The organism is Pseudoalteromonas sp. SCSIO_11900, assembly GCF_000576475.1.
Classification (GTDB): domain Bacteria; phylum Pseudomonadota; class Gammaproteobacteria; order Enterobacterales; family Alteromonadaceae; genus Pseudoalteromonas; species Pseudoalteromonas tetraodonis.
This window is the reverse complement of record NZ_KK070023.1, coordinates 917,054-941,367: the sequence shown is the minus strand read 5'-3', so window position 1 is coordinate 941,367 and position 24,314 is coordinate 917,054. Positions and strand designations below refer to the sequence as shown.

Below are 24,314 nucleotides of genomic sequence, written 5' to 3'. Positions count from 1 at the left end.
CGGAGCGAAACTCGGTTACCTTTTTGATATGGTTCTAAATGTTAACTATTTTGCTTCGCTTTAATGCGCGCTAAAATATCAGCACTTTTTGGATTCGTATCACCAATACCTGCTTCAGCCATTTTAGCTTTTAAATCGTCGCCATTAACATCTGCTTCTAGAGACTTTGCAGCACCTAATTGATCAGTACGGTCTTGCTGGCGTTGCTTAATACGCTCAAGCGACTGACGCGCCGACGTCATTGACGAATTATTAGTATTAAGCGTGCTATTTACAGCCATTGTCGCTTGTTGAACGCTTTCTGTGGTTTTAACCATAGTAAGCTGACGCTGGTTTTCTTTAATTGATTTTTCAGCATCTTTAACTTGCTGCTTCAATGTCACTATGTGATTAGTAAAGCCCGCTAATACTTGCTCGTGTTCGGCTTTCTCAGCTTCAAAGTCACCAATTTTTTCTGCAATTTCTAATGCTAATGCTTCATTCCCTTTTTCAAGGGCTTGACCTGCATACGCTTCGTGCTCAGCAATTGATGCATCTACTGCGCTAATTTTACGCTTAGTTTGCATCTCTTTAGCCATTACTTCTGTCAGGCTTTTTTTAGCACGATTCAGTGCATTTTGTGCATCGGCAATTTCTTGTTCAAAAATACGAATACCATTGGCATCAACGATTGCTTCGCCTGCTTCACGTGCGCCGCCACGTACTGCTGTAAATAATTTTTTTAAAATACTCATAATCTTAACTCCACTAACTAGCTACTAATCGTTTAAATATAAGGTCACGGCTTCTAGTGCATCTATAGCGTTATCAGCTAATGTCACTAGTTCGTGGGTAACATCATCTAGAGATGAATTTACCGACAGTGCACCAAAAATCGCGTATTTATTATCGATCTTAGCAAATGCACTCAGTGGAATTGGCACGTTTAAACGCAGTAATGTTTCGTTTAACTCGTTGCGTAATTCACTTTTTACTTCATCTTCGTCAAACAAGTAGCTAATACATAGTAATTGCTCTTGTGTTTGAGTAACAAAAATTGGAAGCTCGTCATTTCCATCAACAATGACTTGTAAAACATCTTGCTCACCTGGATTGGCAATCAAGAAAGACTCAAAGTTAGCACCCTCGGTTTCAAAAGACGCTAATTTTATTGAAAGTTCATTTAATTCCATGTCTCTGCCTTTTCGTCATATGACATATTATGTCTGAGTTAAGATTCGCATGGTCGACATATTATGTCAACCATGTTTTATTAATTTTTATACAATTCACTTTCTATTTGCCAAGCTGCTCGGTAGTAATCATATAAGCGACCAGAACCTAACCTATTGACTTCAATATCGTTCACTTGTTCAAAATAGTTATTAGGAAATGCAAAACTCGCTAATAAATATTTTTTACTAATCCACCGAGATGGCACTGGCATATCAGTTATATTGCTAATACGGGCACTAGGTGATTGCCCCATTTTAGTCGCAATAGTCCATCCCCATTGACCAAACGAAGGAATGTTTTGCTGATATTGCTCTACATAATCAAAACCTGCGGCTTTCACCGTTTTAGCAATACTTAAAAATGCCTTTTTCGCATGATAAGGCGATGTTGACTGTACCGCCATAGCACCATCAGGCGCTAATAATTGGCGTACATGATTATAAAAGTAATCGCTGTACATCTTATTAAGATCAGGGTGATTAGGGTCTGGCAAATCAATTAAAATAGTATCGAACTGCTTTGACTGATCCAGTAACTTTTCGACTTCTAAAAATGCATCGCCCACAATAATATTTGCTCGCGGGTCATGCATCGATTCATTATTGAGTGCTACCAACCGCTGTTTAATCTCTTCTGGCGGTGTGAATTTATCGTCTTCATGGCCAAATAAATTCAGTAGCTGGCCATCTAAATCAATTAGTGTGACTTCTTTGACTGGCCACTTTAATACATCACGCATGGCTAATCCGTCACCGCCACCAATAATCAAAACACGGTCATGACGATTAGATGCGAGCATTGCAGGATAAACAAGCATTGAGTGATATATTTGCTCATCTACACTAGAGAACTGCAAACGACCATTTAAATATAGATCAGTAATTGGCTGAGGCTGATTTTTACTTAAACGCTCTGTTAGCACCACATGTTGATACTTAGTCGCCTGAGAGTAAATAACTTTATCTTTGTATAGTACGTTACTTAGGTTATCCATCCAGCTACTACCAAACTGCAAAATAAAAGCGAATAACACCAGCAGTAATATATGGCAAACCAATAGCAACTTAGCAAAGCGTACATAGCTATGGTAACGCCATAAAAAGGCAAGTCCGGCAATAATATTAAATAGCGCTGTCCAAGCGGCGGCTTGCATTATTGGCATCGCGAGCATAATACTCACCCAAATTGCCGCGCCAATACCAGCGCCAATATAGTCAGCCCCATATATAGTGCCGGCGTTATTTTCTAAAAAACGTCCATAAACATGCTGGCGAATACGCGCAATAAGCGGTATTTCCATACCAATAAATAGCCCTAATATTAAGCCAAATACATAAGGTAAAAAGCGAGACCACTCTTGCAGCTTTTGAAACACGTAACCATTAAGAATAACGTCAGGTGGAATATTAAAAATACTTGATAATAAATGAGGGAGGGAATAACTCACGGCAATAATGCTGGCAATGGCTAATATACAGCCCATACCTATGAGCGCAATAATACTCTCTAGCCAAGCAAATGCGGTGAAGGCATCTTTAAACCAACGCGCTAAAAATGCACCCATCCCCATAGCTACAATCATAGTGCCTATCATGGCGTAAATTGCACTCTCAACTGAGCCGAGTACTCGGCCAGCGTAATGAGAAAGTAAGTATTCATAAATAAGGCCGCATCCTGCGAGTACGGCCATAACAGTGATCAGTAAAATATCATGCCCAAGTAATTTAAATTTACTTGGGGAAGCTTGAGTTGATGACACGTGATTATGCACCCAGTAGTGTGGCCATAGTGATCCCGACAGCAAATGACACAGCTGCAGAAATAGCGGCAACACCCACATTCTTTTGACGATTCACTTCATCTGAAATATTACAGCCAGCAAGAATGATTTTAATCGTCAGTAAGTGCAGTAAAATGAAAGCAACCAAACAAACAACGGCGCTTAGCGCCCAGTAAAGTAAACTCGCATTAATATTGTCAGCAGCATAAGGAGCAATGCCTGTTGCAGCAGTAATGGCTAATGCACTACCAATTAAAAAGCCTGCATAACGAACACCTACTGCTAAATTACCATCAATAATAGCCTGTTGTAGGCAGTCGCCACTTTTATTGGTGCGCTTAAATAACTGCACGCGATATTGGCTAACTAACAGCAATACCACACTACCAATGACAAACGCAGCAATAACAATAGGAATGCCATGCCAACCTTCAGTAGCAACCCACAATAGTGCAGAGCGGATAACAACTGCAACACTTACTACATGGCCAAAATCAATAATTGACGCAGTAACGTTACCTTTAACTATTTCGTTATGTAAGCTCACTTTACGCAGTGCCACTTTATCTTGGAAAAAGTGACCCAGCTTTATAAGCAAAATTGCTAATGCGCCATAGCCAAGCATTAACAGAGCTTCTTTTTGTAACGTAGCAGCAAACGCACCACTACTAACACCCGTTAATACAATCGCAAGTGCGACTAAACCAGCGGCAAAGCTTATTCCAAATGCAAAGTTATCGCGCTCAGTAATTTCGTCATTGGCGTGTAAATTAGATACCCAACCTTTAATATACTTTAAACTCACAAATAGTAAGATGATAATTGCAAAGTCCACAGACAGTGCTTGCAAAGACCACATAGTTATTCCATTAAATTCATACATATTATTCTAACTCCAACGTTATTCTTTACTTACCACGACTTACGCCGCGCGAGGTTCTGCTACTGCTGTTACGAACCGATCCTGAATTATTGCTATAACTACTCGCTCTTGAGTAACTGCTGCGACTTTTAGGCGGCGTATAACTGCTGCGACTCAAACCTGATGCACCTGTTTTTTTACTCGCATAAGGACTAGTGAACTGCTTGCCTTGGCGTTGGTAAGATTGTCGTGTACGTGTTTCTAATGCACTTTGGGCTTTTATTTGTTTAGGGCTTGAGTAACGAGTACGACCATAGTCATTGTAGTAACTATACTTACGGCGTTTACTCCAACTTCCGTATTCAACTCGGTCAAAAACATCACCCAAAATACGGTACATGCCGTACCATTGCCAAAAGCTAATACCACTACTATTCGTTTGCCAATTACCATAGTTAGGATTACCTACCATTTGGTTACCGACCCCTTCGCCTTCAGCTTTTTGGCTTATAGCACCAACTCGTGCCAAAGAACCATTCGACATATCCGCAAGCATATTAATAGGATCGGTTAAGGCATCAGAAAATAACGTTGGCTTGGCGGCTTCACGCAATAAATCAATATTGTATAAAGTGTCTTCGTAAGGAGGAATTAAGTAATTACCCTTAATATCATCAAGGCGTTGGGTTAAGCCACTATAAAGGGCTCCCTGGCGTGTGGCATCAAGGCTAACTACATCAACAACCTTACTGAGTTCAGGTTGCTGTTGTTTAAGGATACGACTGTATTCTTTAAGAATAATCGCATTACGTATACTACCATTATCAAGTGCTTTACCAAGCTGAGTAAGCTCAACATCGGCCTTTTTAATGGACTCTTGAATTGTTTGTTGTAGCTGTTCTTCTTTAGATTGACAACCAATCAGTGCTGTAAACAAACAAAACAGGCTGAGAAGTTTCCAAGCTTTTATATTCGACATTCATGTCACCTGATTTACTAAATTATCCTAGATAGTTTTACACAGGACAGTTATTAAACCAACAATGAAATTGCAACAAGATGATAATTTAGGGACTAGTTTAAAGTGCAAGGTGAATAACTGAGATCAGTAAAGAGTAGCAGGGCTGATAATAATACTTCAAAACTTATAGCGCATGGCTTAAACACTGACTTGTATTTGGAGTGGGTATACTACTTCGTAGCGACAGCGCAGTAGCATGTCGTGGGGTCGGTTCTGGTCAATTTTCTTCCTTTAACCTAATGCCTTTACCTTTATTTTTCACTTTCCTGCAGACGTAAAAAAGCCCGACTATTGCTAGTCGGGCTTTCTCAATTTGGAGCCTGGTAATGTCCTACTTTCACATAGCAAATGCTACACTATCATCGGCGCTGTTTCGTTTCACTACTGAGTTCGGCATGGGGTCAGGTGGGTCCAAAACGCTATTGTCACCAAGCAAATATGGTGCAAAGGATTAATGACAAAGCACGTAGTGCTTATATTTCCTTTGCGCAAGGTGCCTCAATGTTAACGCTACGCGCTAAGAGTCACCTCATAAATTTGGAATTTCTGATAATAAAGTCTTCAAGTATCTACTTTAGTCTATTAACTTCTTGCTTAAACTGTCACATAAAACGCGTTTGGCGTTGTATGGTTAAGCCTCACGGGTAATTAGTACAGGTTAGCTTAATGGCTCACACCACTTCCACATCTTGCCTATCAACGTTGTCGTCTTCAACGGCCCTTCAGAGACTTTAAAAGTCTAGTGAGAACTCATCTCGAGGCCTGCTTCGCGCTTAGATGCTTTCAGCGCTTATCAGTTCCGAACGTAGCTACCGGGCAATGCCATTGGCATGACAACCCGAACACCAGCGGTTCGTTCACTCCGGTCCTCTCGTACTAGGAGCAACCCCTCTCAATTCTCAAACGCCCACGGCAGATAGGGACCGAACTGTCTCACGACGTTCTAAACCCAGCTCGCGTACCACTTTAAATGGCGAACAGCCATACCCTTGGGACCGACTTCAGCCCCAGGATGTGATGAGCCGACATCGAGGTGCCAAACACCGCCGTCGATATGAACTCTTGGGCGGTATCAGCCTGTTATCCCCGGAGTACCTTTTATCCGTTGAGCGATGGCCCTTCCATTCAGAACCACCGGATCACTATGACCTACTTTCGTACCTGCTCGACGTGTCTGTCTCGCAGTTAAGCTGGCTTCTACCATTACACTAACCGTACGATGTCCGACCGTACTTAGCCAACCTTCGTGCTCCTCCGTTACTCTTTGGGAGGAGACCGCCCCAGTCAAACTACCCACCAGGCACTGTCCGTAACCCCGATTCAGGGGCCAACGTTAGAACATCAAAACTACAAGGGTGGTATTTCAAGGACGACTCCACAAAAACTAGCGTCTCTGCTTCTAAGTCTCCCACCTATCCTACACATGTAGGTTCAATGTTCAGTGCCAAGCTGTAGTAAAGGTTCACGGGGTCTTTCCGTCTAGCCGCGGGTACACAGCATCTTCACTGCGATTTCAATTTCACTGAGTCTCGGGTGGAGACAGCGTGGCCATGGTTACACCATTCGTGCAGGTCGGAACTTACCCGACAAGGAATTTCGCTACCTTAGGACCGTTATAGTTACGGCCGCCGTTTACCGGGGCTTCGATCAAGAGCTTCTCCGAAGATAACCCCATCAATTAACCTTCCGGCACCGGGCAGGTGTCACACCGTATACGTCATCTTGCGATTTTGCACAGTGCTGTGTTTTTAATAAACAGTCCCAGCCACCTGGTCACTGCGGCTCCCGTCCGCTTAGAGAGCAAGTCTCATCACAGATAGGAGCGTACCTTCTCCCGAAGTTACGGTACGATTTTGCCTAGTTCCTTCACCCGAGTTCTCTCAAGCGCCTTAGTATTCTCTACCTGACCACCTGTGTCGGTTTGGGGTACGATTCGGTATAATCTGAAGCTTAGAGGCTTTTCCTGGAAGTATGGCATCAGCAACTTCATCACCTTGGTGACTCGTCTCGTGTCTCAGCCTAACAGCAACCCGGATTTACCTAAGTCACTAGCCTACACACTTTCACATGGACTACCATCGCCATGCTTGCTTAGCCTGCTCCGTCCCCCCATCGCAATTATACCAAGTACGGAAATATTAATCCGTTTCCCATCGACTACGCCTTTCGGCCTCGCCTTAGGGGTCGACTTACCCTACCCTGATTAACATGGGATAGGAACCCTTGGTCTTCCGGCGTGCGGGTTTTTCACCCGCATTATCGTTACTCATGTCAGCATTCGCACTTCTGATACCTCCAGCATGCCTCCCGGCACACCTTCAACGGCTTACAGAACGCTCCCCTACCACTCAAAATAAATTTTGAATCCGCAGCTTCGGTGCATAGTTTAGCCCCGTTACATCTTCCGCGCAGACCGACTCGACCAGTGAGCTATTACGCTTTCTTTAAAGGATGGCTGCTTCTAAGCCAACCTCCTGGCTGTCTGGGCCTTTCCACATCGTTTCCCACTTAACTATGACTTTGGGACCTTAGCTGGCGGTCTGGGTTGTTTCCCTCTTCACGACGGACGTTAGCACCCGCCGTGTGTCTCCCGGATAGTACTTTACGGTATTCGGAGTTTGCAAAGGGTTGGTAAGTCGGGATGACCCCCTAGCCTTAACAGTGCTCTACCCCCGTAAGTATTCGTCCGAGGCTCTACCTAAATAGATTTCGGGGAGAACCAGCTATCTCCCGGTTTGATTAGCCTTTCACTCCTAACCACAGGTCATCCCCTAACTTTTCAACGTTAGTGGGTTCGGTCCTCCAGTTGATGTTACTCAACCTTCAACCTGCCCATGGCTAGATCACCGGGTTTCGGGTCTATACCTTGCAACTATTCGCCCAGTTAAGACTCGGTTTCCCTACGGCTACCCTAATCGGTTAACCTCGCTACAAAATATAAGTCGCTGACCCATTATACAAAAGGTACGCAGTCACCCAACAAGTCTGCTCCTACTGCTTGTACGTACACGGTTTCAGGTTCTATTTCACTCCCCTCACAGGGGTTCTTTTCGCCTTTCCCTCACGGTACTGGTTCACTATCGGTCAGTTGGGAGTATTTAGCCTTAGATGATGGTCCACCTATATTCAGTCAAAGTTTCACGTGCTCCGACCTACTCGATTTCACTTAGAATGCGTTTTCATGTACGGGACTATCACCCTGTATCGTGGCACTTTCCAGAGCCTTCCATTAACACATAATAAGCTTAAGGGCTGTTCCGATTTCGCTCGCCGCTACTCTCGGAATCTCGGTTGATTTCTTTTCCTACGGGTACTTAGATGTTTCAGTTCTCCGCGTTCGCCTCGTTAACCTATGTATTCAGTTAACGATACCTGCAAGCAGGTGGGTTTCCCCATTCGGAAATCCTAGTCTCAAGTGCTTTTTACTAGCTTGACTAGGCTTATCGCAAGTTAATACGTCCTTCATCGCCTCCAACTGCCAAGGCATCCACCGTGTACGCTTAGTCACTTAACCATACAACCCAAACGGGTCTTTGTTTTGTGACAGTTTAACTTCGCCAGAAGTTAATATTGAATACTAAAGTAGATACCAATCAACAAACGAAACGTTCATTAAATGGCACTGAATGATACTGCTATCATTCTTTTTTACTTTTGAAAACTCTGTACAAATAACATTGTTATTTATACGAATTTTATTATCAGCTTTTCCAAATTTTTAAAGAGCAGAGAATCAAAAACTTCTCAAAATTAAACACACTCTATTCTCAGGTGATTGTGCCACCCGATAAAAGAATATTTATTTTTAAGAAGTAAAGTGGTGGAGCTAAGCAGGATCGAACTGCTGACCTCCTGCGTGCAAGGCAGGCGCTCTCCCAGCTGAGCTATAGCCCCACATATGCTGGCCTTACTGTTTGTATACCGACTTTGTTTCCAGACAAGACATGGTATAACGACGTTTAGTTCACTAAACGAGGCTTGCCATAACGTAGTATGGGAGCAAAGTGGTGGGTCTGAGTAGATTTGAACTACCGACCTCACCCTTATCAGGGGTGCGCTCTAACCAGCTGAGCTACAGACCCAAACAATAAGTGTTGTTCTCTTTACAATAACAATCATCTGTGTGGACACTACGAACAAATAAGTTCTAAATCGTATAAGGAGGTGATCCAGCCCCAGGTTCCCCTAGGGCTACCTTGTTACGACTTCACCCCAGTCATGAATCACTCCGTGGTAAACGTCCTCCCGAGGGTTAGACTATCTACTTCTGGAGCAACCCACTCCCATGGTGTGACGGGCGGTGTGTACAAGGCCCGGGAACGTATTCACCGCGTCATTCTGATACGCGATTACTAGCGATTCCGACTTCATGGAGTCGAGTTGCAGACTCCAATCCGGACTACGACGCACTTTAAGTGATTCGCTTACTCTCGCGAGTTCGCAGCACTCTGTATGCGCCATTGTAGCACGTGTGTAGCCCTACACGTAAGGGCCATGATGACTTGACGTCGTCCCCACCTTCCTCCGGTTTATCACCGGCAGTCTCCTTAGAGTTCTCAGCATTACCTGCTAGCAACTAAGGATAGGGGTTGCGCTCGTTGCGGGACTTAACCCAACATCTCACAACACGAGCTGACGACAGCCATGCAGCACCTGTATCAGAGTTCCCGAAGGCACCAAACCATCTCTGGTAAGTTCTCTGTATGTCAAGTGTAGGTAAGGTTCTTCGCGTTGCATCGAATTAAACCACATGCTCCACCGCTTGTGCGGGCCCCCGTCAATTCATTTGAGTTTTAACCTTGCGGCCGTACTCCCCAGGCGGTCTACTTAATGCGTTAGCTTTGAAAAACAGAACCGAGGTTCCGAGCTTCTAGTAGACATCGTTTACGGCGTGGACTACCAGGGTATCTAATCCTGTTTGCTCCCCACGCTTTCGTACATGAGCGTCAGTGTTGACCCAGGTGGCTGCCTTCGCCATCGGTATTCCTTCAGATCTCTACGCATTTCACCGCTACACCTGAAATTCTACCACCCTCTATCACACTCTAGTTTGCCAGTTCGAAATGCAGTTCCCAGGTTGAGCCCGGGGCTTTCACATCTCGCTTAACAAACCGCCTGCGTACGCTTTACGCCCAGTAATTCCGATTAACGCTCGCACCCTCCGTATTACCGCGGCTGCTGGCACGGAGTTAGCCGGTGCTTCTTCTGTCAGTAACGTCACAGCTAGCAGGTATTAACTACTAACCTTTCCTCCTGACTGAAAGTGCTTTACAACCCGAAGGCCTTCTTCACACACGCGGCATGGCTGCATCAGGCTTGCGCCCATTGTGCAATATTCCCCACTGCTGCCTCCCGTAGGAGTCTGGGCCGTGTCTCAGTCCCAGTGTGGCTGATCATCCTCTCAAACCAGCTAGGGATCGTCGCCTTGGTGAGCCATTACCTCACCAACTAGCTAATCCCACTTGGGCCAATCTAAAGGCGAGAGCCGAAGCCCCCTTTGGTCCGTAGACATTATGCGGTATTAGCAGTCGTTTCCAACTGTTGTCCCCCACCTCAAGGCATGTTCCCAAGCATTACTCACCCGTCCGCCGCTCGACGCCAGAGTAGCAAGCTACTCTTCGTTTCCGCTCGACTTGCATGTGTTAGGCCTGCCGCCAGCGTTCAATCTGAGCCATGATCAAACTCTTCAATTAAAAAGTTTTATGTCTTTCGACAGCTCAATGAATTCTGAATTTTGATTCTTTCGAATCGAATTGACTGTGCTGAATAATTACTAAAAGTAACTATTTTGTTGGTCACTCAGTTTCTCTTTCGAGAAATCACATTGAGACTCTAAATTTGTTTGCCTCACTACTTAAGTAGCTTGGCTGTTAGAACTCAACCTGTACGAGTGCCCACACAGATGATTGCTTTATATTGTTAAAGAACGTTGCGACGTTGTCGCTAGGGATGCGTATAATACATCCTTTATTTTTTGAGTCAACACTTAATTTTAAACTTTCTTTCGATGATTTAAACTTAAGTTTTACTTAACTCTCTGAAACTCTCTGAGTAGCTCATGCCTCGCTATGCGTTGGCGTTCCCTGTCTCAGTGGGGTCGCATTATAGGGAGAACAGATTTTTACGCAAGTACTTTTTTAAAGAAAAACTAAAAAAACACACTGTTCGGTTAGTATCTGAGCGAAAGCAGGTGAAACTGGTAGTTTTATAATCAATATAGGCTTTGCTGGCACTAAAATAAGCGCTACTGTTACACTAATACTCTTAATATGTTTAATTTAAAGGTGCATGTATGGCAATACGTTCTTATAAAGGAATAACTCCTGCGTTTAATGAATCTGTTTATGTAGACGAGTCGTCTGTATTAGTCGGTGATATCACCCTAGGTGATGATAGTAGTGTATGGCCACTAGTTGCTGCCCGTGGTGATGTTAATCATATTCGTATCGGTAAGCGTACTAATATACAAGATGGCAGTGTTTTACACTTATCAAGAGCAACAAAGAGTAATCCAGATGGCTACCCACTTATTATTGGTGATGATGTAACCGTTGGTCATAAGGTAATGCTACATGGCTGCGTATTAGGTAACCGCATACTCGTGGGGATGGGCGCTATTATTATGGATAATGTGATTGTAGAAGATGAGGTTATTATTGGTGGCGGTGCTTTAGTACCCCCTAATAAGCGTTTAGAGTCTGGTTTTTTATATGTAGGTAGCCCAGCGAAACAAACCCGTCCTTTAACAGAGCAAGAGCTGAGCTTTTTAAAAGTGTCTGCCGATAATTACGTGCAGCTTAAAGATGAATACTTAGCTGAAGACGCGAAATAACCACAGCTTTTTTACTTAATTAAGTAAACTCACTTCTATTTGCCCTGCCGAGTTATAGCTTTCGTCTTCGATTAGCTGCTCGGCACGCTCTTCATAATCAAATCGATATTGTTCAAAATAACGCGTTGCATGACTCTCATCGGCTAAATTTAAACTACTTACAGCAATCACACACTCAACTAGCATTCCGCTTACTTGTGCAAAAAAAACTAGCTGGTGAGTTGGCTCTCTAAATTCGAGTCGGTCTATAAACTGTATTGCTTGATTCATTTAAGTACTCCCTGCTTTAGTGCAATAACAACGGGAACAATGTCCGGCATTTTATTTCGCCATACATAATAAGCTTGTGCGGCTTGGCCTACTAGCATGCCACTACCGTCTAATAGCTTAGCCGCTTTGTTGTGTTCGCTCACCCAATTCATGAATAGCGTATTTTGCGTGGCGTAAAACATATCATAAGCCATTTCACATGCGCTTAAGTGCTTTTCGCTTAACGCAGGTAACTCGTTATTCATGCTGCTCGAGGTTGAATTTATAACCAAGTGATAATCAACTTGAGGAAGGTCGTCAAAACCATACCCCGAAACATTGCCGTGCCCAGTAAAGAGCTTTGCCAATGTTTGAGCTTTATGTGCAGTGCGATTAACGATAATGATTTCTTCAGGCTGCTGCTCAAGTAAAGGTAAAATAACACCACGGGCAGCGCCACCTGCACCAATGATCAGCAGGCGTTTACCTGTAATTGTTATTTTATTCGCTAGTAAATCGTTCACAAAGCCTATGCCGTCGGTGTTATCACCGAGTAAGGTACCATCATCGCGCTTTTTAAGGGTGTTTACTGCGCCTGCAAGTTTAGCAACTGGGGTGAGTTCATCGGCTAAAGCAAAAGCCTGCTCTTTAAAAGGAACAGTGACATTGGCGCCTTTTCCCCCTTGCTCAAAAAAAGCAGCGACTGTTTTTTCAAATCCATCGATAGGTGCTAATATTGCGCGATAGTCGATTTGCTCTCCCAATGACTTAGCAAACTGCTGATGTATGCTGGGAGATTTTGAATGTTTGATTGGATTTCCAAAAACCGCATATTTGTCCATTTTAAACAACCTCTTTGCAGTTTTAGTACTGCCTATTAACGATGATAAAATTATGATTAAAAGACTCTTTTCAAGATCAAAGCCGTCTACAACCACTCAAGCGCCTACGCCAGAGAAAACCCCGTATGAAATCATCGGCGGAGAAGCGCCCACGCGTGCAATTGCCAATAGATTCTACGACATAATGACCAGCGATGAATACGCTAAACCGTTATATGATATGCATCCTCAACCATTAGATAGAATTCGCCAAGTATTTTTTGAGTTTTTATCCGGTTGGCTTGGTGGCCCAGACTTATTTGTAGAAAAACATGGCCATCCAATGCTGCGCAAACGTCATATGCCATTTCCTATTGATCAAGACCTACGTGATCAGTGGATGTATTGCATGAATAAAACCTTAGACATAGAAATTGATAACCCCGTTTTACGCGAAGGTTTACGCCAATCACTGGCACAGCTTGCCAGTCATATGATTAATCAGCATTAATCTATCCCGTTCTTCAATTGGGGATTATTTGCGCTAAGTCAAAACCCGCTTTTCTAAAATAAAGATAATACCCTATCAAATAGTTAGAAAAGCGTGGCGCGTGTGAAATCAATCCAACATAAAATTTATGCTTTGTTAGCATTTACCGGCATTATAGTACTCATAGCCAGTATTTTTAGTAGTGCGAGCCAACAGCGCACACTCGCACAAGATACGGTGGCAGAAAACATCAAGCTACTTGCCGATAACTATTTTGATTCAATAAACACCATGATGCTAACGGGTACTATGGCTAATCGAGAATTATTGAGCCAAAAGCTACGCAAACACCCTAATATTGAAGATGCTCATATTATTCGCTCCGATATAGTTAATAAACTGTATGGGGCCGGAAATAAAAACCAAACAGCGAGTAATAATAGCGAACGCGAAGCACTGCAGGGTAAAGAAAGTTTATTTATAGAGCAAAGCAATAATAATCGCAGTATGACCTACCTACGCCCGATGTATGCGAGCTCTGATTATAAAGGCACTAACTGCTTAGGCTGCCATCAAGCACAAGAAGGCGATGTGCTAGGCGTGGTAAAAATTAGCTATTCCTTAGCCGATATTGATAGCGAGGTAACTTACAACACCTTAATAACCACCAGCCTACTGTCTACTATTTTTATTATTGCCTTTGTGCTGCTAGGTATAGTGTTTAGAAAAATATTTATAGTGCGCCTTAAAAAGCTCGGCCATGCAATGCACTTAGCCACTACTAATAAAGATCTAACCTTACGCATTGAAGATAACGCCGAAGATGAACTCGGCTGGCTTGCCACCAGTTTTAACCAAATGATTGCTACGTTTAAAGATAACATTGCTCAGGTATCTCACTCTTCAAAAGTGCTTATTCATTCAGCAGAGAAAATTTATACTTCTGCCGATACTACTGAGCGCGCTATTTTAGAACAAAAGAAAAGTACCGACTCGGTGGCCGCAGCAATTAATGAGCTAGAAAGCTCTTCAAACGAGGTAAGAAACACCACTCATTTTGCTCAAGAAAAATCTGAGAACAGTAATGAGCTAGCACAGCAAAGCATGCAGGTTGCAGAGCAAACAGAGCTCAGCATTAATCAGTTAGCACAAGATGTACGCCAAGCGGCAGATCAAGTGAGACAACTGCAAGAGCAAACGCTTGAAGTGGGTAAAGTGCTTGAGGTGATTAGCAGTATCGCCGAGCAAACAAATTTATTAGCACTTAATGCAGCCATTGAAGCTGCCCGTGCAGGTGAAGCTGGAAGAGGATTTGCCGTTGTTGCTGATGAAGTACGAACTTTAGCAACCCGAACTCATGCCTCTACCGATGAAATACGCCGCACTATAGATAAGTTGCAATCAGAAGCAGCGCAAACAGTTAAAACCATGGGTGAGTCGTGTGCGGAGGCAGACGAAAGAGCGCAACAAGTACAACAAGTTGCACAGGCTTTAAAAGATATTTCTAGCCAAATGAATGAAATAAATGAGCTAAATATACAAATAGCCGATGCAACAGAGCAGCAAAATCTAGCCGCCGAAGAAATAAATAGAAGCGTTGTTGGTATCAGTGATAATGCAGAGCAATCGTTAGTAGATGCGGATGAAAATCAAAAAGTCAGTGAAGAGTTACTCAATTTAGCTCGCTCGTTAGATGAGCAGGTACGAAGCTTTAAACTAGAACAATAACTTTAAAAGCCAGTCAATAAGTAGTTTATTGACTGGCGGACAATTTCTAGCCTAGAGCTAACCAATCACGTGGCTTTAAGAAATCTTTATATAGTAATGCCTCTGCACTGTCTTCGGCTGGGGTATAGTTATATTCCCAACGTGCTAAGGGTGGCATCGACATTAAAATAGATTCAGTTCGGCCACCGCTTTGTAAGCCAAATAATGTGCCGCGGTCCCAGACTAAATTAAACTCAACATAACGACCACGGCGATATAATTGAAAGTCGCGTTGTTGTTCGGTGTACTTATCGTTTTTGCGACGCTCAATAATAGGAACGTAAGCATCTAAAAAGCCATTACCCACCGATTGCATAAATGCAAAGCTTTGCTCAAAACCTAACTCATTCAAATCGTCAAAAAATAAGCCGCCTACGCCACGGGTTTCATCTCGATGTTTTAAATAAAAGTATTCATCACACCATTTTTTATATTTTGGATATACATCATCGCCAAAAGGCTGACAGACATCGTGCGCAACTTGGTGCCAATGCACTACATCTTCAAGTACAGGATAAAACGGGGTTAAATCAAAACCACCACCAAACCACCAAATCGGTTCTTCACCTTCTTTTTCGGCAATAAAAAAGCGTACATTGGCATGGCTTGTTGGTATATGCGGGTTTTTAGGGTGGATCACTAACGATACACCACACGCATGAAAGCTGCGCCCAGCAAGCTCAGGTCTATGGGCAGTGGCAGAGCCCGGCATAGAGGCACCAAATACATGCGAATAATTCACACCGCCTTGCTCAATCACATTACCATTGGTAATAACGCGAGTACGACCACCGCCGCCCTCTTCTCGCTGCCAGCTGTCTTCAACAAACTGTGCTTTCCCGTCGGCTGATTCTAAGCCTTGGCAAATGGTATCTTGCAAAGCCATAAAGTACGCTTTTACTTGTTTTAATAATTCGCTTTGCATCGTTAACCTCTGAATACATTGCCAGTCATGGCATCTTTAATGGTACTTGGTTGTGTATTACCACCTAATGGTTCATCAACATAAAAACTAACCTGCTCGCCAAACTGCTGCTGAGCTTCAACAATACTTGTTACCGTTGCTTGGCCGGTTAAATTAGCACTTGTTGATACCAGTGGTTTACCAAACTGTTGGCATAAACGTTTAACTGTAGGGTGGTTAGTTACTCTTACTGCAATAGTATCAAACTGCCCAGTTAACCACTTTGGGGTAGACTTAGCTGCAGGCATCACAAAAGTGAGTGCGCCTGGCCAACTTGAAAAAATATCGGCACGTTTATCCATAGGCAGCTTAGCGTCATCGACGTATTTTAATAATTGCCCGTAATTGTCAGCAATTAAAATAAGCCCTTTTTCAACAGGGCGCTGTTTAATACTCAATAAACGTTCCACCGCCTGTTGATTGTCAGGATCGCAACCAAGGCCATAAACAGCTTCGGTTGGGTATAAAATAACATCGCCTTGTTCTAAGCTAGTTATTGCAGCAGATAAAGAAGAAAGGTCAGACAAAATTGTCTCCAGAGATATTTACGTTATTCAGTGGCAGCAAACTTATGCATACAACTTTTTTGTGGGCATTGTAACACAATACCACTCGCGGTTTTTTTCTCAGTAACAACTGGCCAGTCACATGCTGGGCACGCTTGATCTACAGGTTTATGATTAAGCGTATATTTACAGCTTGGGTAACAGTCGCAAGAATAAAACACTTTCCCAAATTTATTGCTGCGTGAAACCAAGTGGCCTTTTTTACATTTAGGACAACTAATCACAGGCTCTTCACTTGGTGTATCGTCATGCTCACTGGCAATATAATGACATTCAGGGTAACCGGTACAGCCAATAAACATACCGTAGCGGCCATTTTTCACCACCAGCGGCTTACGACACTCTGGACACTCGCTGTCCTCAAGTATTTTGATTTCATTGCTATCATGATGTGCAAGCGGACGAATAAAATCGCACTTAGGGTAACTAGCGCAGCCTAAAAAATACCCAGATTTACTATTACGAATGACGAGTTCTGAACCACATTGCGGGCATATCTCATATTCTTTTTCTAAGGCGTGTTTATTAGCCGAGAAAAGTGAATGATCGATTTTACTCATGTAAATCCTAGTGGTTGGTGAATTTTCGCCTAATATACCCAAAACCCTTAAAGATACAAGCTATGGCAGTCGGTTTGTTAACGCTGAAAATAATAAAACACGCAATAATGATTAATGTAACACTTCACTGGGCTCATCAAAAATAAGATCTTCCATTTGCTCATACGCCTGCTGAGAATCAGGGGCGTTAAATAACACCATAAGAATTAACCATTTTAAATCTTCCAAAGTAATAGCTGAATTATCAAGCGCCGCTAAACGGTCCATCACCATTTCACGAGTGGTGCTATTAATGACGCCCGTTTGTTCAACAAACATTAAAAAGCCGCGACACTCGGTGTCGAGAACTTGGCACTCACTGTCGGTAAAAATACGCACTGCATGTTGTGGAGTGGCTAATAAATAAGGCGATTCATTGCTGTATTGTAATGCGGCAAGTTGATCTAACCAGTCAATGGCTTTGTTAATTTCGGGTTTGTTAAACCCAGCGCGGAGTAACTCATCGGTAAGTGTGCTTTGCTCAACAAATACATCGCCTTCGCTGTGAACATAGTTTTCAAATAAATACATGAGAATATCAAACATATTATCCTCCAGCGCTTAATTTAATATAGCCGTCTAATACACGTTCAATTTGATCGTCTAACTCTAAATCAAGCAATCGCGCTTGTAATTTATCAATTGGCCACTGTACTCGACGCATAATATCGTCCACACTGGTCACCTCAAAACCAATACTGTTAAGCACCTCACAATCTGAGGTTACAGCATCAGTTAACTCTTTATAGTTTAGACCAGAAGGGTATGAAAAGTTCATCTCATCAAGAATATCCGCGACGTTTTCTACCAGCTTAGCACCTTGCTTAATTAAAAAATGGCTTGCTTGTGCCAGCGGGTTTTTAATTGAGCCTGGCACCGCAAAAACGTCTTTATTTTGTTCAAGCGCATAACGTACGGTGATGAGTGAGCCACTTTTAATTTCGGCTTCAACAATTAAAACGCCTAAAGAGAGTCCTGAAATAATGCGATTACGTCGTGGAAAGTTATGCGCGTTGGCCGCGGTGCCCGGTAAAAACTCACTTACCAATAAACCCTGTGTTAATACTTGCTCTGTAAGTAACTTATGGCGTTTAGGGTAATAAACATCAACACCAGTCCCTAGTACGGCAATGGTTTTACCATTTCCTGCCAGCGCTCCTTTATGGGCAGCACCATCAATGCCACGCGCCATACCAGAGGTTACTGTTATGCCAGCAAGCGTTAGCTGATGTGCAAACTCTGCAGCAATTTCAAGTCCAGTGGTGGTTGCATTTCGACTGCCAACAATCGCAATTTGTGGAGAAGACAGTAAGCTGATATCGCCTTTACAAAAAAGTAATAATGGCGCACTGGCTATTTGTTTTAGGTGTTCTGGGTAGGTGGTATCAAAAATACTAATAACAATAATATGTTGCTGGCTAATAAGCTGTTCATAATGCGCAACTTGCTGCCAATTTGTATTAAGTAAATTACTTGCTTGGCTCGCTGTTAAGCCCAACATAACCAGCTGGGAATGCGATAAGGAAAACAGTGACTCTAAACTATGCTGTTTAGAGAGGGCTAATAGCGTTTTTATTCCAAGCCCTTTGCATAAGTAAAAGGCAAGCCAATGGCTTAGCTTGCCAAACGATTGCTCCATGCTCCCTCCTAGAACACCGACTCGCTACTTAATGAATTACTGCCAAATCTCCAATGCGAATTGGGTGCTGATTTTTAGTGATCAGCGCATAACTAACTTTGTCATACACTTTAAAAATAATCATTTCACCAACTTTCTCTGCTGGCATTTTCCAAGTAACGCTATCTTCATCGGTTTCTGAGCCAAATAATTCGCTAGTAGCCGATACCAATTTTTCTAAACGACTTGAATCTTCGGTATAACGCGGGCCTCTGGCACTATCAATCACCTTAGGTGACTGACGTTCAATATCCAGTACATGGCCTACTTTAACTTGTTGCTCTGAACCTAAGTTTAGCACCACTACATCCATCGTGCTAAATTCTTTCATCTCGCGCGGAGAGGCAATCACTTGACCCTGCATTGGCTGTTCAGGACGATGCATCTCAAAATATACTGGCAGCATCTGCCCTTCCATTGCAGGTAATAAAAAGTCACCCTGTTTGATCTCACGTTTTACTGATTCAACTCTTACTGAGGCAGGTTCGCCATTGGCCGCATCACCTGTTCTAAACGCGCGAGCCATACCCACATAAGATGCTCTACTCGCCAACTCTTCACCGGTATTAGGGTCAGTATAAGGCGCATCTTTGTGATAAATAGCATATGCCTGATGACGTTTTAAGTTACCTTTTACATATAAAATATGGTCAATAGTTTGGGTTTTGGTATTTTCGTTGGCGCCCAAAATATAGGGCTTTTCTTTTATGGTATCGCTGTTAATAGCTTGCTCAAACGACAAATACGGTTTAATCAACGCAAGCGGTAAAGTTGTTATCGCATCTTTCCCTTTTGGCGTAATACGCCCCATAGGTGATAGCTTTCGATACGCTTTATTAATCACTAAACGCGGATTACCGTCTGTATCGTAAATTAATGCTAACGCATCTCCGGGGTAAATAAGGTGAGGGTTATTTATTTGTGGGTTCATTTGCCATAGTTCAGGCCATAACCAAGGTTCGTTTAGATATATAGCTGAGATATCCCAAAGCGTGTCACCTTTTTTCACAACATACTGTTTAGGTGCATCTTTTTTTATAGTTAGTACATCTGCCAGCACAGGAAAAGTTGCACCTAATACAAGTATAATTGCAATTAATGGAGATTTCATTGAGCTTCCTCATAGTGTTTTTTCATTATTATTAACCAAAACCTGTTAAAGGGGAACGTGAATGGCTAAAATAAGAACATACAATACCCTAAATTCAAGCATAAGTGTAAAAGGTAACTATGGCTAGGTTAGAAGTTTTAAGATTTCCAGATGAACGTTTACGTACAATCGCAAAAGAAGTAACTGTTGTTGACGATCAAGTGCGTGAAATTGTCAAAGATATGCTAGAAACCATGTACGATGAAAATGGTATTGGGCTTGCTGCTACACAGGTTGATATTCACCAGCGTATTGTGGTGATCGACGTATCAGAAGAGCGCAATGAACCACTCGTACTTATCAATCCGCAAATTATCAAAAAAGATGGCTCAACCGTAAGCGAAGAAGGCTGTTTATCAGTTCCTCATTCGTATGCAAAAGTTGACCGTGCAGAAACCGTTACCGTAGCTGCACTCAACGAAGAAGGTAAAGAGTTTATTCTTGATGCTGACGAATTATTAGCGATTTGTATTCAGCATGAACTTGATCACCTTCAAGGTAAATTATTTATTGATTATTTATCTCCATTAAAGCGCCAACGCATTCGTAAAAAGCTTGAAAAAGAAGCGAAGTTTGCAGCGCAGTAATAAGCACCTTAGTAAATAATTAGGAAACTCAGTGACACAACCATTACGCATTATATTTGCCGGTACGCCGGACTTTGCTGCACGCCATCTGCAAGCACTCATAGATAGTGAACACCAAATAGTGGGCGTTTACAGTCAACCAGATCGTCCAGCGGGTCGCGGAAAAAAACTAAAAGCCAGTGAAGTAAAAGCGCTTGCATTAGAACATGACCTACCCGTTTTTCAACCGCAATCACTCAAAACAGACGAAGCACTTGAAGAGCTAAGCTGCCTCAATGCCGATATCATGATTGTCGTTGCCTACGGTTTAATTTTACCTAAAGCCATTTTAGATGCCCCACGTTTAGGGTGTTTAAATGTACATGGTTCTATTTTACCGCGCTGGCGTGGCGCCGCGCCTATTCAACGTGCTATTTGGGCAGGCGATCAGCAAACCGGTGTAACCATAATGCAAATGGATGAAGGGCTAGATACCGGCGATATGCTGCATATTAGCCGCTGCCCTATTGATAGTACTGAAACCAGTGCAAGCTTATACGCTAAGCTTGCTGAACTGGGACCTGATGCATTAATCGACACCATAAATCGTTTAGCCAACGGGGACATAACGCCTGAGCCACAGAACGACGCCGATGCCAATTACGCTAAAAAGCTCTCAAAAGACGAAGCCAACATTGATTGGTCTATGGATGCCGAGCAAATCGAGCGTAACATTCGTGCCTTTAACCCATGGCCAGTATGCTTTACCCAAATGCGTGGTAATACGGTAAAAATATACCAAGCAAACGTGGTTGAACAGTCAGGCGCAGCTGGCACTGTATTAGCAAGTGATAAAAACGGTATCGTTGTGGCTTGTGGTAAACACGCTTTATCTATTAGCGAATTACAACCACAAGGCAAAAAGCCAATGGCAATTAATGATTTTTTAAACGGTCGTAGCGACTGGGTCACACCCGGCACCGTATTAGGCGAAAATAATGAGTAATGTAAGCAATGTCAGAGCGCTAGCCGCTGAAACTTTATATAACGTGGTTGATAAAGGCGCATCGCTTAATCAAGAACTCCCTTTCGCTAGCCAAGGCTTATCACCTAAAGATAAAGCCTTACTGCAGCAAATTTGCTATGGAGTATTACGTTACTTACCTAGCCTAGAAAATTATTGCCAGCATTTAGTAGAACAACCGCTTAAAGGCAAACGCCGTATTTTCCAGTTCTTGTTGTATGTGGGTATTTACCAACTACAACACATGCGTGTACCGCCGCATGCAGCAATTAGCGAAACCGTTAATGCGTTACAACAATTACGTGCTCTTGGCTTGAAAGGGCTTATTAACGCCATTTTACGAAGCTTTCAGCGCCAACAAACTGAGCTTGAAGAAAAAGCCAAACAAATTCCGGTGTGTTTATACAACCATCCAAACTGGTTTATAAAGCAAGTAAAAGAAGCCTACCCAGATAGCTGGGAAGACATTCTAGAAGCTAATCAGCAACAAGCGCCAATGTGGCTTCGAGTGAATCAATCGCAGTTTAGCACCCAAGAATATAGTGAAATGCTAACCGCTAACGATATTGAACATACTCTAAACCCTGATTTTATTGATGGCATTAAACTAAGCAAACCACGCGATGTGTTTTCACTTCCTGAGTTTGATACCGGTGCCTGTTCAGTACAAGATGCGGCAGCGCAGCTTGCTGCACGCTACCTAGACCCACAAAATGGTGATGCAATACTCGATGCCTGTGCAGCGCCTGGTGGTAAAACCTGCCATATTTTAGAGCTTGCCGATGCTGATGTGCTTGCGCTTGATAGCGATGCCACACGCCTAGAACGTGTTAAACAAAACCTAGAACGCATAGGTTTGGGCGCCGACTTACAATGTGGTGATGCATCGCAACCTCACACTTGGTGGGATGAAGAACAGTTTGATCGTATTTTGTTAGATGTACCCTGCTCTGCAACTGGCGTAATTCGTCGTCACCCAGATATTAAATGGTTACGTCGCGCATCCGACATTAACGATTTATCGACCCTCCAAGGCGATATACTCGACAGCATTTGGCCATTGTTAAAGCCAGGCGGTACATTGGTGTATGCAACTTGTTCGGTGCTTCCACAAGAAAACCAACAACAAGTTGCTAAGTTTTTAGCTAATAATGAAGACGCAGAGCATATTCCTTTGCACAGCGAAGACACTAAAACCATACCAGGCTTGCAGTTATTACCAGGCGAAAGTGACGGTTTTTACTACGCTAAATTAGTTAAAAAAACCTAGGCAACACATTTAGCTACTTCAGTTTAGAGGTAGCTAATACTTTGATGTAATTAGTATTAATAATATGGGCACATAATGAAAATAATCATACTCGGTGCTGGGCAAGTTGGCGGCACACTCGCAGAAAACCTAGTGGGTGAACAAAACGAAATAACCGTAGTTGATATCGACGGTAACCGCTTGCGCGAACTGCAAGATAAGTACGATTTACAAGGTGTTGCAGGTCATGGCGCTCACCCTGACGTGCTAAGTCGCGCAGGGGCTGAAGATGCCGATATGATTATTGCGGTGACCAGCTCAGATGAAGTTAACATGGTGGCATGCCAAGTTGCCTACAGTATTTTTAATACACCGACCAAAATAGCCCGTATTCGCTCTGAGCAGTATTTAAAATACCGCGAAAAACTATTCCATAATGATGACTTACCCGTCGATCATTATATTGCCCCAGAAGCACTCGTTACTAAGTATATTCGCCGCCTAATAGACTACCCTGGCGCATTACAAGTACTGCAATTTGCCGATGGCATGCTCTCTTTAGTGGCTGTAAAAGCCTACTATGGCGGCTTATTGGTAGGCTATGCCCTATCTACACTTAAGCAGCATATTCCTAATGTTGAAACTCGGGTAGCCGCTATTTACCGCCAAGGTAAAGCGATAAAACCCTTAGGCACCACCGTAATAGAAGCCGACGATGAAGTATTTTTTATTGCCGCAACCAAACACATTCGTGCGGTAATGAACGAGCTACAAAAGCTGGAACGCTCGTATAAAAAAATCATGATTGCCGGTGGCGGTAATATTGGTGCAGGTCTAGCCCGTTCACTGGAAAGAAACCACAGCGTTAAGTTACTAGAGCGAAGTAAAGAGCGTGGCGAACAGCTTTCTGAAATGCTCGACAACACCGTGGTATTTTGTGGTGATGCATCCGATCAGGAGCTGCTCTCTGAAGAACACATTGAACAGGTTGATGTGTTTATTGCCGTTACCAACGACGATGAAGTAAATATAATGTCGGCTATGCTCGCAAAACGCATGGGGGCACAAAAAACCATGGTACTTATTCAACGAGGCGCTTACGTTGATTTAGTACAGGGCGGCGAAATTGATATTGCGATTTCACCACAACAAGCGACTATTTCTGCATTGCTGACTCACGTGCGCCGTGGTGATATTGTAAACGTGTACTCACTACGTAAAGGAGCCGCAGAAGCCATAGAAGCGGTTGCCCATGGTGATGAAAATACCTCTAAAGTGGTAGGTCGCGCAATTGCCGATATTAAATTGCCAGCAGGTACCACAATAGGTGCAATTGTGCGAAATGACGATGTACTGATTGCCCATGACGATACAATTATTTTGTCAGGCGATCATGTAATCATGTTCTTAATTGATAAAAAGCACATTAACGTGGTTGAAAAGTTATTCCAAGTTAGCGCAATCTTTTTATAATTAATTCC

At 43.0% G+C, this 24,314-nt stretch carries 20 protein-coding genes, 2 tRNA genes and 3 rRNA genes; 7 read left to right on the top strand and 18 right to left on the bottom strand.

Going from position 1 to position 24,314, the window contains the following annotated elements:
* Positions 1-41: 41 nt before the first annotated feature.
* The 10 genes from BG00_RS04345 to BG00_RS04300 form a co-directional block, all read right to left on the bottom strand.
* Complete coding sequence (locus BG00_RS04345) at positions 42-734, bottom strand: PspA/IM30 family protein (RefSeq protein WP_036980772.1); 693 nt, start codon at positions 732-734, stop codon at positions 42-44.
* 24 nt (positions 735-758) lie between these two features.
* The gene (locus BG00_RS04340) at positions 759-1,172 is read right to left on the bottom strand and encodes a YjfI family protein (RefSeq protein ID WP_004335098.1); all 414 of its coding nucleotides are present in this window, start codon (positions 1,170-1,172) and stop codon (positions 759-761) included.
* Between the two features lie 80 nt (positions 1,173-1,252).
* The gene (locus BG00_RS04335; RefSeq protein ID WP_036980770.1) at positions 1,253-2,974 is read right to left on the bottom strand and encodes a polyamine aminopropyltransferase; all 1,722 of its coding nucleotides are present in this window, start codon (positions 2,972-2,974) and stop codon (positions 1,253-1,255) included.
* A 4-nt stretch (positions 2,975-2,978) separates the two neighbouring features.
* Positions 2,979-3,878: a DUF350 domain-containing protein gene (locus BG00_RS04330; RefSeq protein ID WP_013463678.1), complete on the bottom strand. Its 900-nt coding sequence runs from the start codon at positions 3,876-3,878 to the stop codon at positions 2,979-2,981.
* A gap of 25 nt (positions 3,879-3,903) precedes the next feature.
* Positions 3,904-4,836, bottom strand: coding sequence for a hypothetical protein (locus tag BG00_RS04325; protein ID WP_036980768.1), 933 nt, complete (start codon positions 4,834-4,836; stop codon positions 3,904-3,906).
* 360 nt (positions 4,837-5,196) lie between these two features.
* Positions 5,197-5,311, bottom strand: a 5S ribosomal RNA gene (gene rrf, locus BG00_RS04320).
* A gap of 194 nt (positions 5,312-5,505) precedes the next feature.
* Positions 5,506-8,392 (bottom strand): 23S ribosomal RNA (locus tag BG00_RS04315).
* 304 nt (positions 8,393-8,696) lie between these two features.
* Positions 8,697-8,772 (bottom strand) — tRNA-Ala (locus tag BG00_RS04310).
* 111 nt (positions 8,773-8,883) lie between these two features.
* Positions 8,884-8,960, bottom strand: a tRNA-Ile gene (locus BG00_RS04305).
* 75 nt (positions 8,961-9,035) lie between these two features.
* Positions 9,036-10,571 (bottom strand): 16S ribosomal RNA (locus BG00_RS04300).
* Together the 16S, 23S and 5S rRNA genes with 2 tRNA genes alongside form the textbook arrangement of a ribosomal RNA operon.
* Positions 10,572-11,170: 599 nt before the next feature.
* On the opposite strand from BG00_RS04300, the gene BG00_RS04295 reads away from it, so the two are divergent.
* The gene (locus tag BG00_RS04295) at positions 11,171-11,710 is read left to right on the top strand and encodes a gamma carbonic anhydrase family protein (protein ID WP_036980767.1); all 540 of its coding nucleotides are present in this window, start codon (positions 11,171-11,173) and stop codon (positions 11,708-11,710) included.
* Between the two features lie 15 nt (positions 11,711-11,725).
* Here the strand turns inward: BG00_RS04295 and BG00_RS04290 are convergent, their stop codons facing one another.
* Both BG00_RS04290 and aroE read right to left on the bottom strand, forming a co-directional pair.
* Entirely contained in the window at positions 11,726-11,980 is a 255-nt protein-coding gene (locus BG00_RS04290) for a DUF1488 family protein (protein WP_013463676.1), read from the bottom strand.
* Positions 11,977-12,801 carry a shikimate dehydrogenase gene (gene aroE, locus BG00_RS04285; protein WP_036980765.1) on the bottom strand — a complete coding sequence of 275 codons (825 nt, stop codon included), beginning with the start codon at positions 12,799-12,801 and terminating at the stop codon, positions 11,977-11,979. Before aroE ends, BG00_RS04290 begins: the two co-directional genes overlap by 4 nt.
* 52 nt (positions 12,802-12,853) lie before the next feature.
* Between aroE and BG00_RS04280 the strand changes: the two genes are divergently transcribed.
* Together BG00_RS04280 and BG00_RS04275 are read left to right on the top strand one after the other, a co-directional pair.
* Positions 12,854-13,291: a group II truncated hemoglobin gene (locus BG00_RS04280; RefSeq protein WP_036983347.1), complete on the top strand. Its 438-nt coding sequence runs from the start codon at positions 12,854-12,856 to the stop codon at positions 13,289-13,291.
* Between the two features lie 102 nt (positions 13,292-13,393).
* Positions 13,394-14,998, top strand: coding sequence for a methyl-accepting chemotaxis protein (locus BG00_RS04275; RefSeq protein WP_036980763.1), 1,605 nt, complete (start codon positions 13,394-13,396; stop codon positions 14,996-14,998).
* A 46-nt stretch (positions 14,999-15,044) separates the two neighbouring features.
* Here the strand turns inward: BG00_RS04275 and hemF are convergent, their stop codons facing one another.
* The 6 genes from hemF to BG00_RS04245 all read right to left on the bottom strand — a co-directional run bounded on the left by hemF (position 15,045) and on the right by BG00_RS04245 (position 19,955).
* Complete coding sequence (gene hemF, locus BG00_RS04270; protein WP_036980761.1) at positions 15,045-15,962, bottom strand: oxygen-dependent coproporphyrinogen oxidase; 918 nt, start codon at positions 15,960-15,962, stop codon at positions 15,045-15,047.
* A 2-nt stretch (positions 15,963-15,964) separates the two neighbouring features.
* Positions 15,965-16,528: an L-threonylcarbamoyladenylate synthase type 1 TsaC gene (locus tag BG00_RS04265; protein ID WP_036980759.1), complete on the bottom strand. Its 564-nt coding sequence runs from the start codon at positions 16,526-16,528 to the stop codon at positions 15,965-15,967.
* A 23-nt stretch (positions 16,529-16,551) separates the two neighbouring features.
* Complete coding sequence (locus tag BG00_RS04260; protein ID WP_036980757.1) at positions 16,552-17,127, bottom strand: DNA topoisomerase family protein; 576 nt, start codon at positions 17,125-17,127, stop codon at positions 16,552-16,554.
* 111 nt (positions 17,128-17,238) lie between these two features.
* Positions 17,239-17,712, bottom strand: coding sequence for a DUF494 family protein (locus BG00_RS04255; protein ID WP_036980756.1), 474 nt, complete (start codon positions 17,710-17,712; stop codon positions 17,239-17,241).
* 1 nt (position 17,713) lies between these two features.
* Positions 17,714-18,805: a DNA-processing protein DprA gene (gene dprA, locus BG00_RS04250; RefSeq protein ID WP_036980754.1), complete on the bottom strand. Its 1,092-nt coding sequence runs from the start codon at positions 18,803-18,805 to the stop codon at positions 17,714-17,716.
* A 28-nt stretch (positions 18,806-18,833) separates the two neighbouring features.
* Positions 18,834-19,955, bottom strand: a complete 1,122-nt coding sequence (locus tag BG00_RS04245) for a LysM peptidoglycan-binding domain-containing protein (protein ID WP_036980753.1) — start codon at positions 19,953-19,955, stop codon at positions 18,834-18,836.
* Positions 19,956-20,074: 119 nt separating this feature from the next.
* On the opposite strand from BG00_RS04245, the gene def reads away from it, so the two are divergent.
* The 4 genes from def to trkA all read left to right on the top strand — a co-directional run bounded on the left by def (position 20,075) and on the right by trkA (position 24,306).
* A complete protein-coding gene (gene def, locus BG00_RS04240; RefSeq protein ID WP_013463665.1) occupies positions 20,075-20,581 on the top strand; it encodes a peptide deformylase in 507 nt (168 codons plus the stop codon).
* A gap of 31 nt (positions 20,582-20,612) precedes the next feature.
* Positions 20,613-21,566, top strand: a complete 954-nt coding sequence (fmt, locus tag BG00_RS04235; RefSeq protein ID WP_036980751.1) for a methionyl-tRNA formyltransferase — start codon at positions 20,613-20,615, stop codon at positions 21,564-21,566.
* On the top strand, positions 21,559-22,854 hold the full coding sequence (gene rsmB, locus BG00_RS04230) for a 16S rRNA (cytosine(967)-C(5))-methyltransferase RsmB (protein ID WP_036980750.1): 1,296 nt from the start codon (positions 21,559-21,561) through the stop codon (positions 22,852-22,854). The genes fmt and rsmB overlap by 8 nt, the downstream gene beginning before the upstream one ends.
* Positions 22,855-22,929: 75 nt before the next feature.
* A complete protein-coding gene (gene trkA, locus BG00_RS04225; protein ID WP_036980748.1) occupies positions 22,930-24,306 on the top strand; it encodes a Trk system potassium transporter TrkA in 1,377 nt (458 codons plus the stop codon).
* Positions 24,307-24,314: the final 8 nt, after the last annotated feature.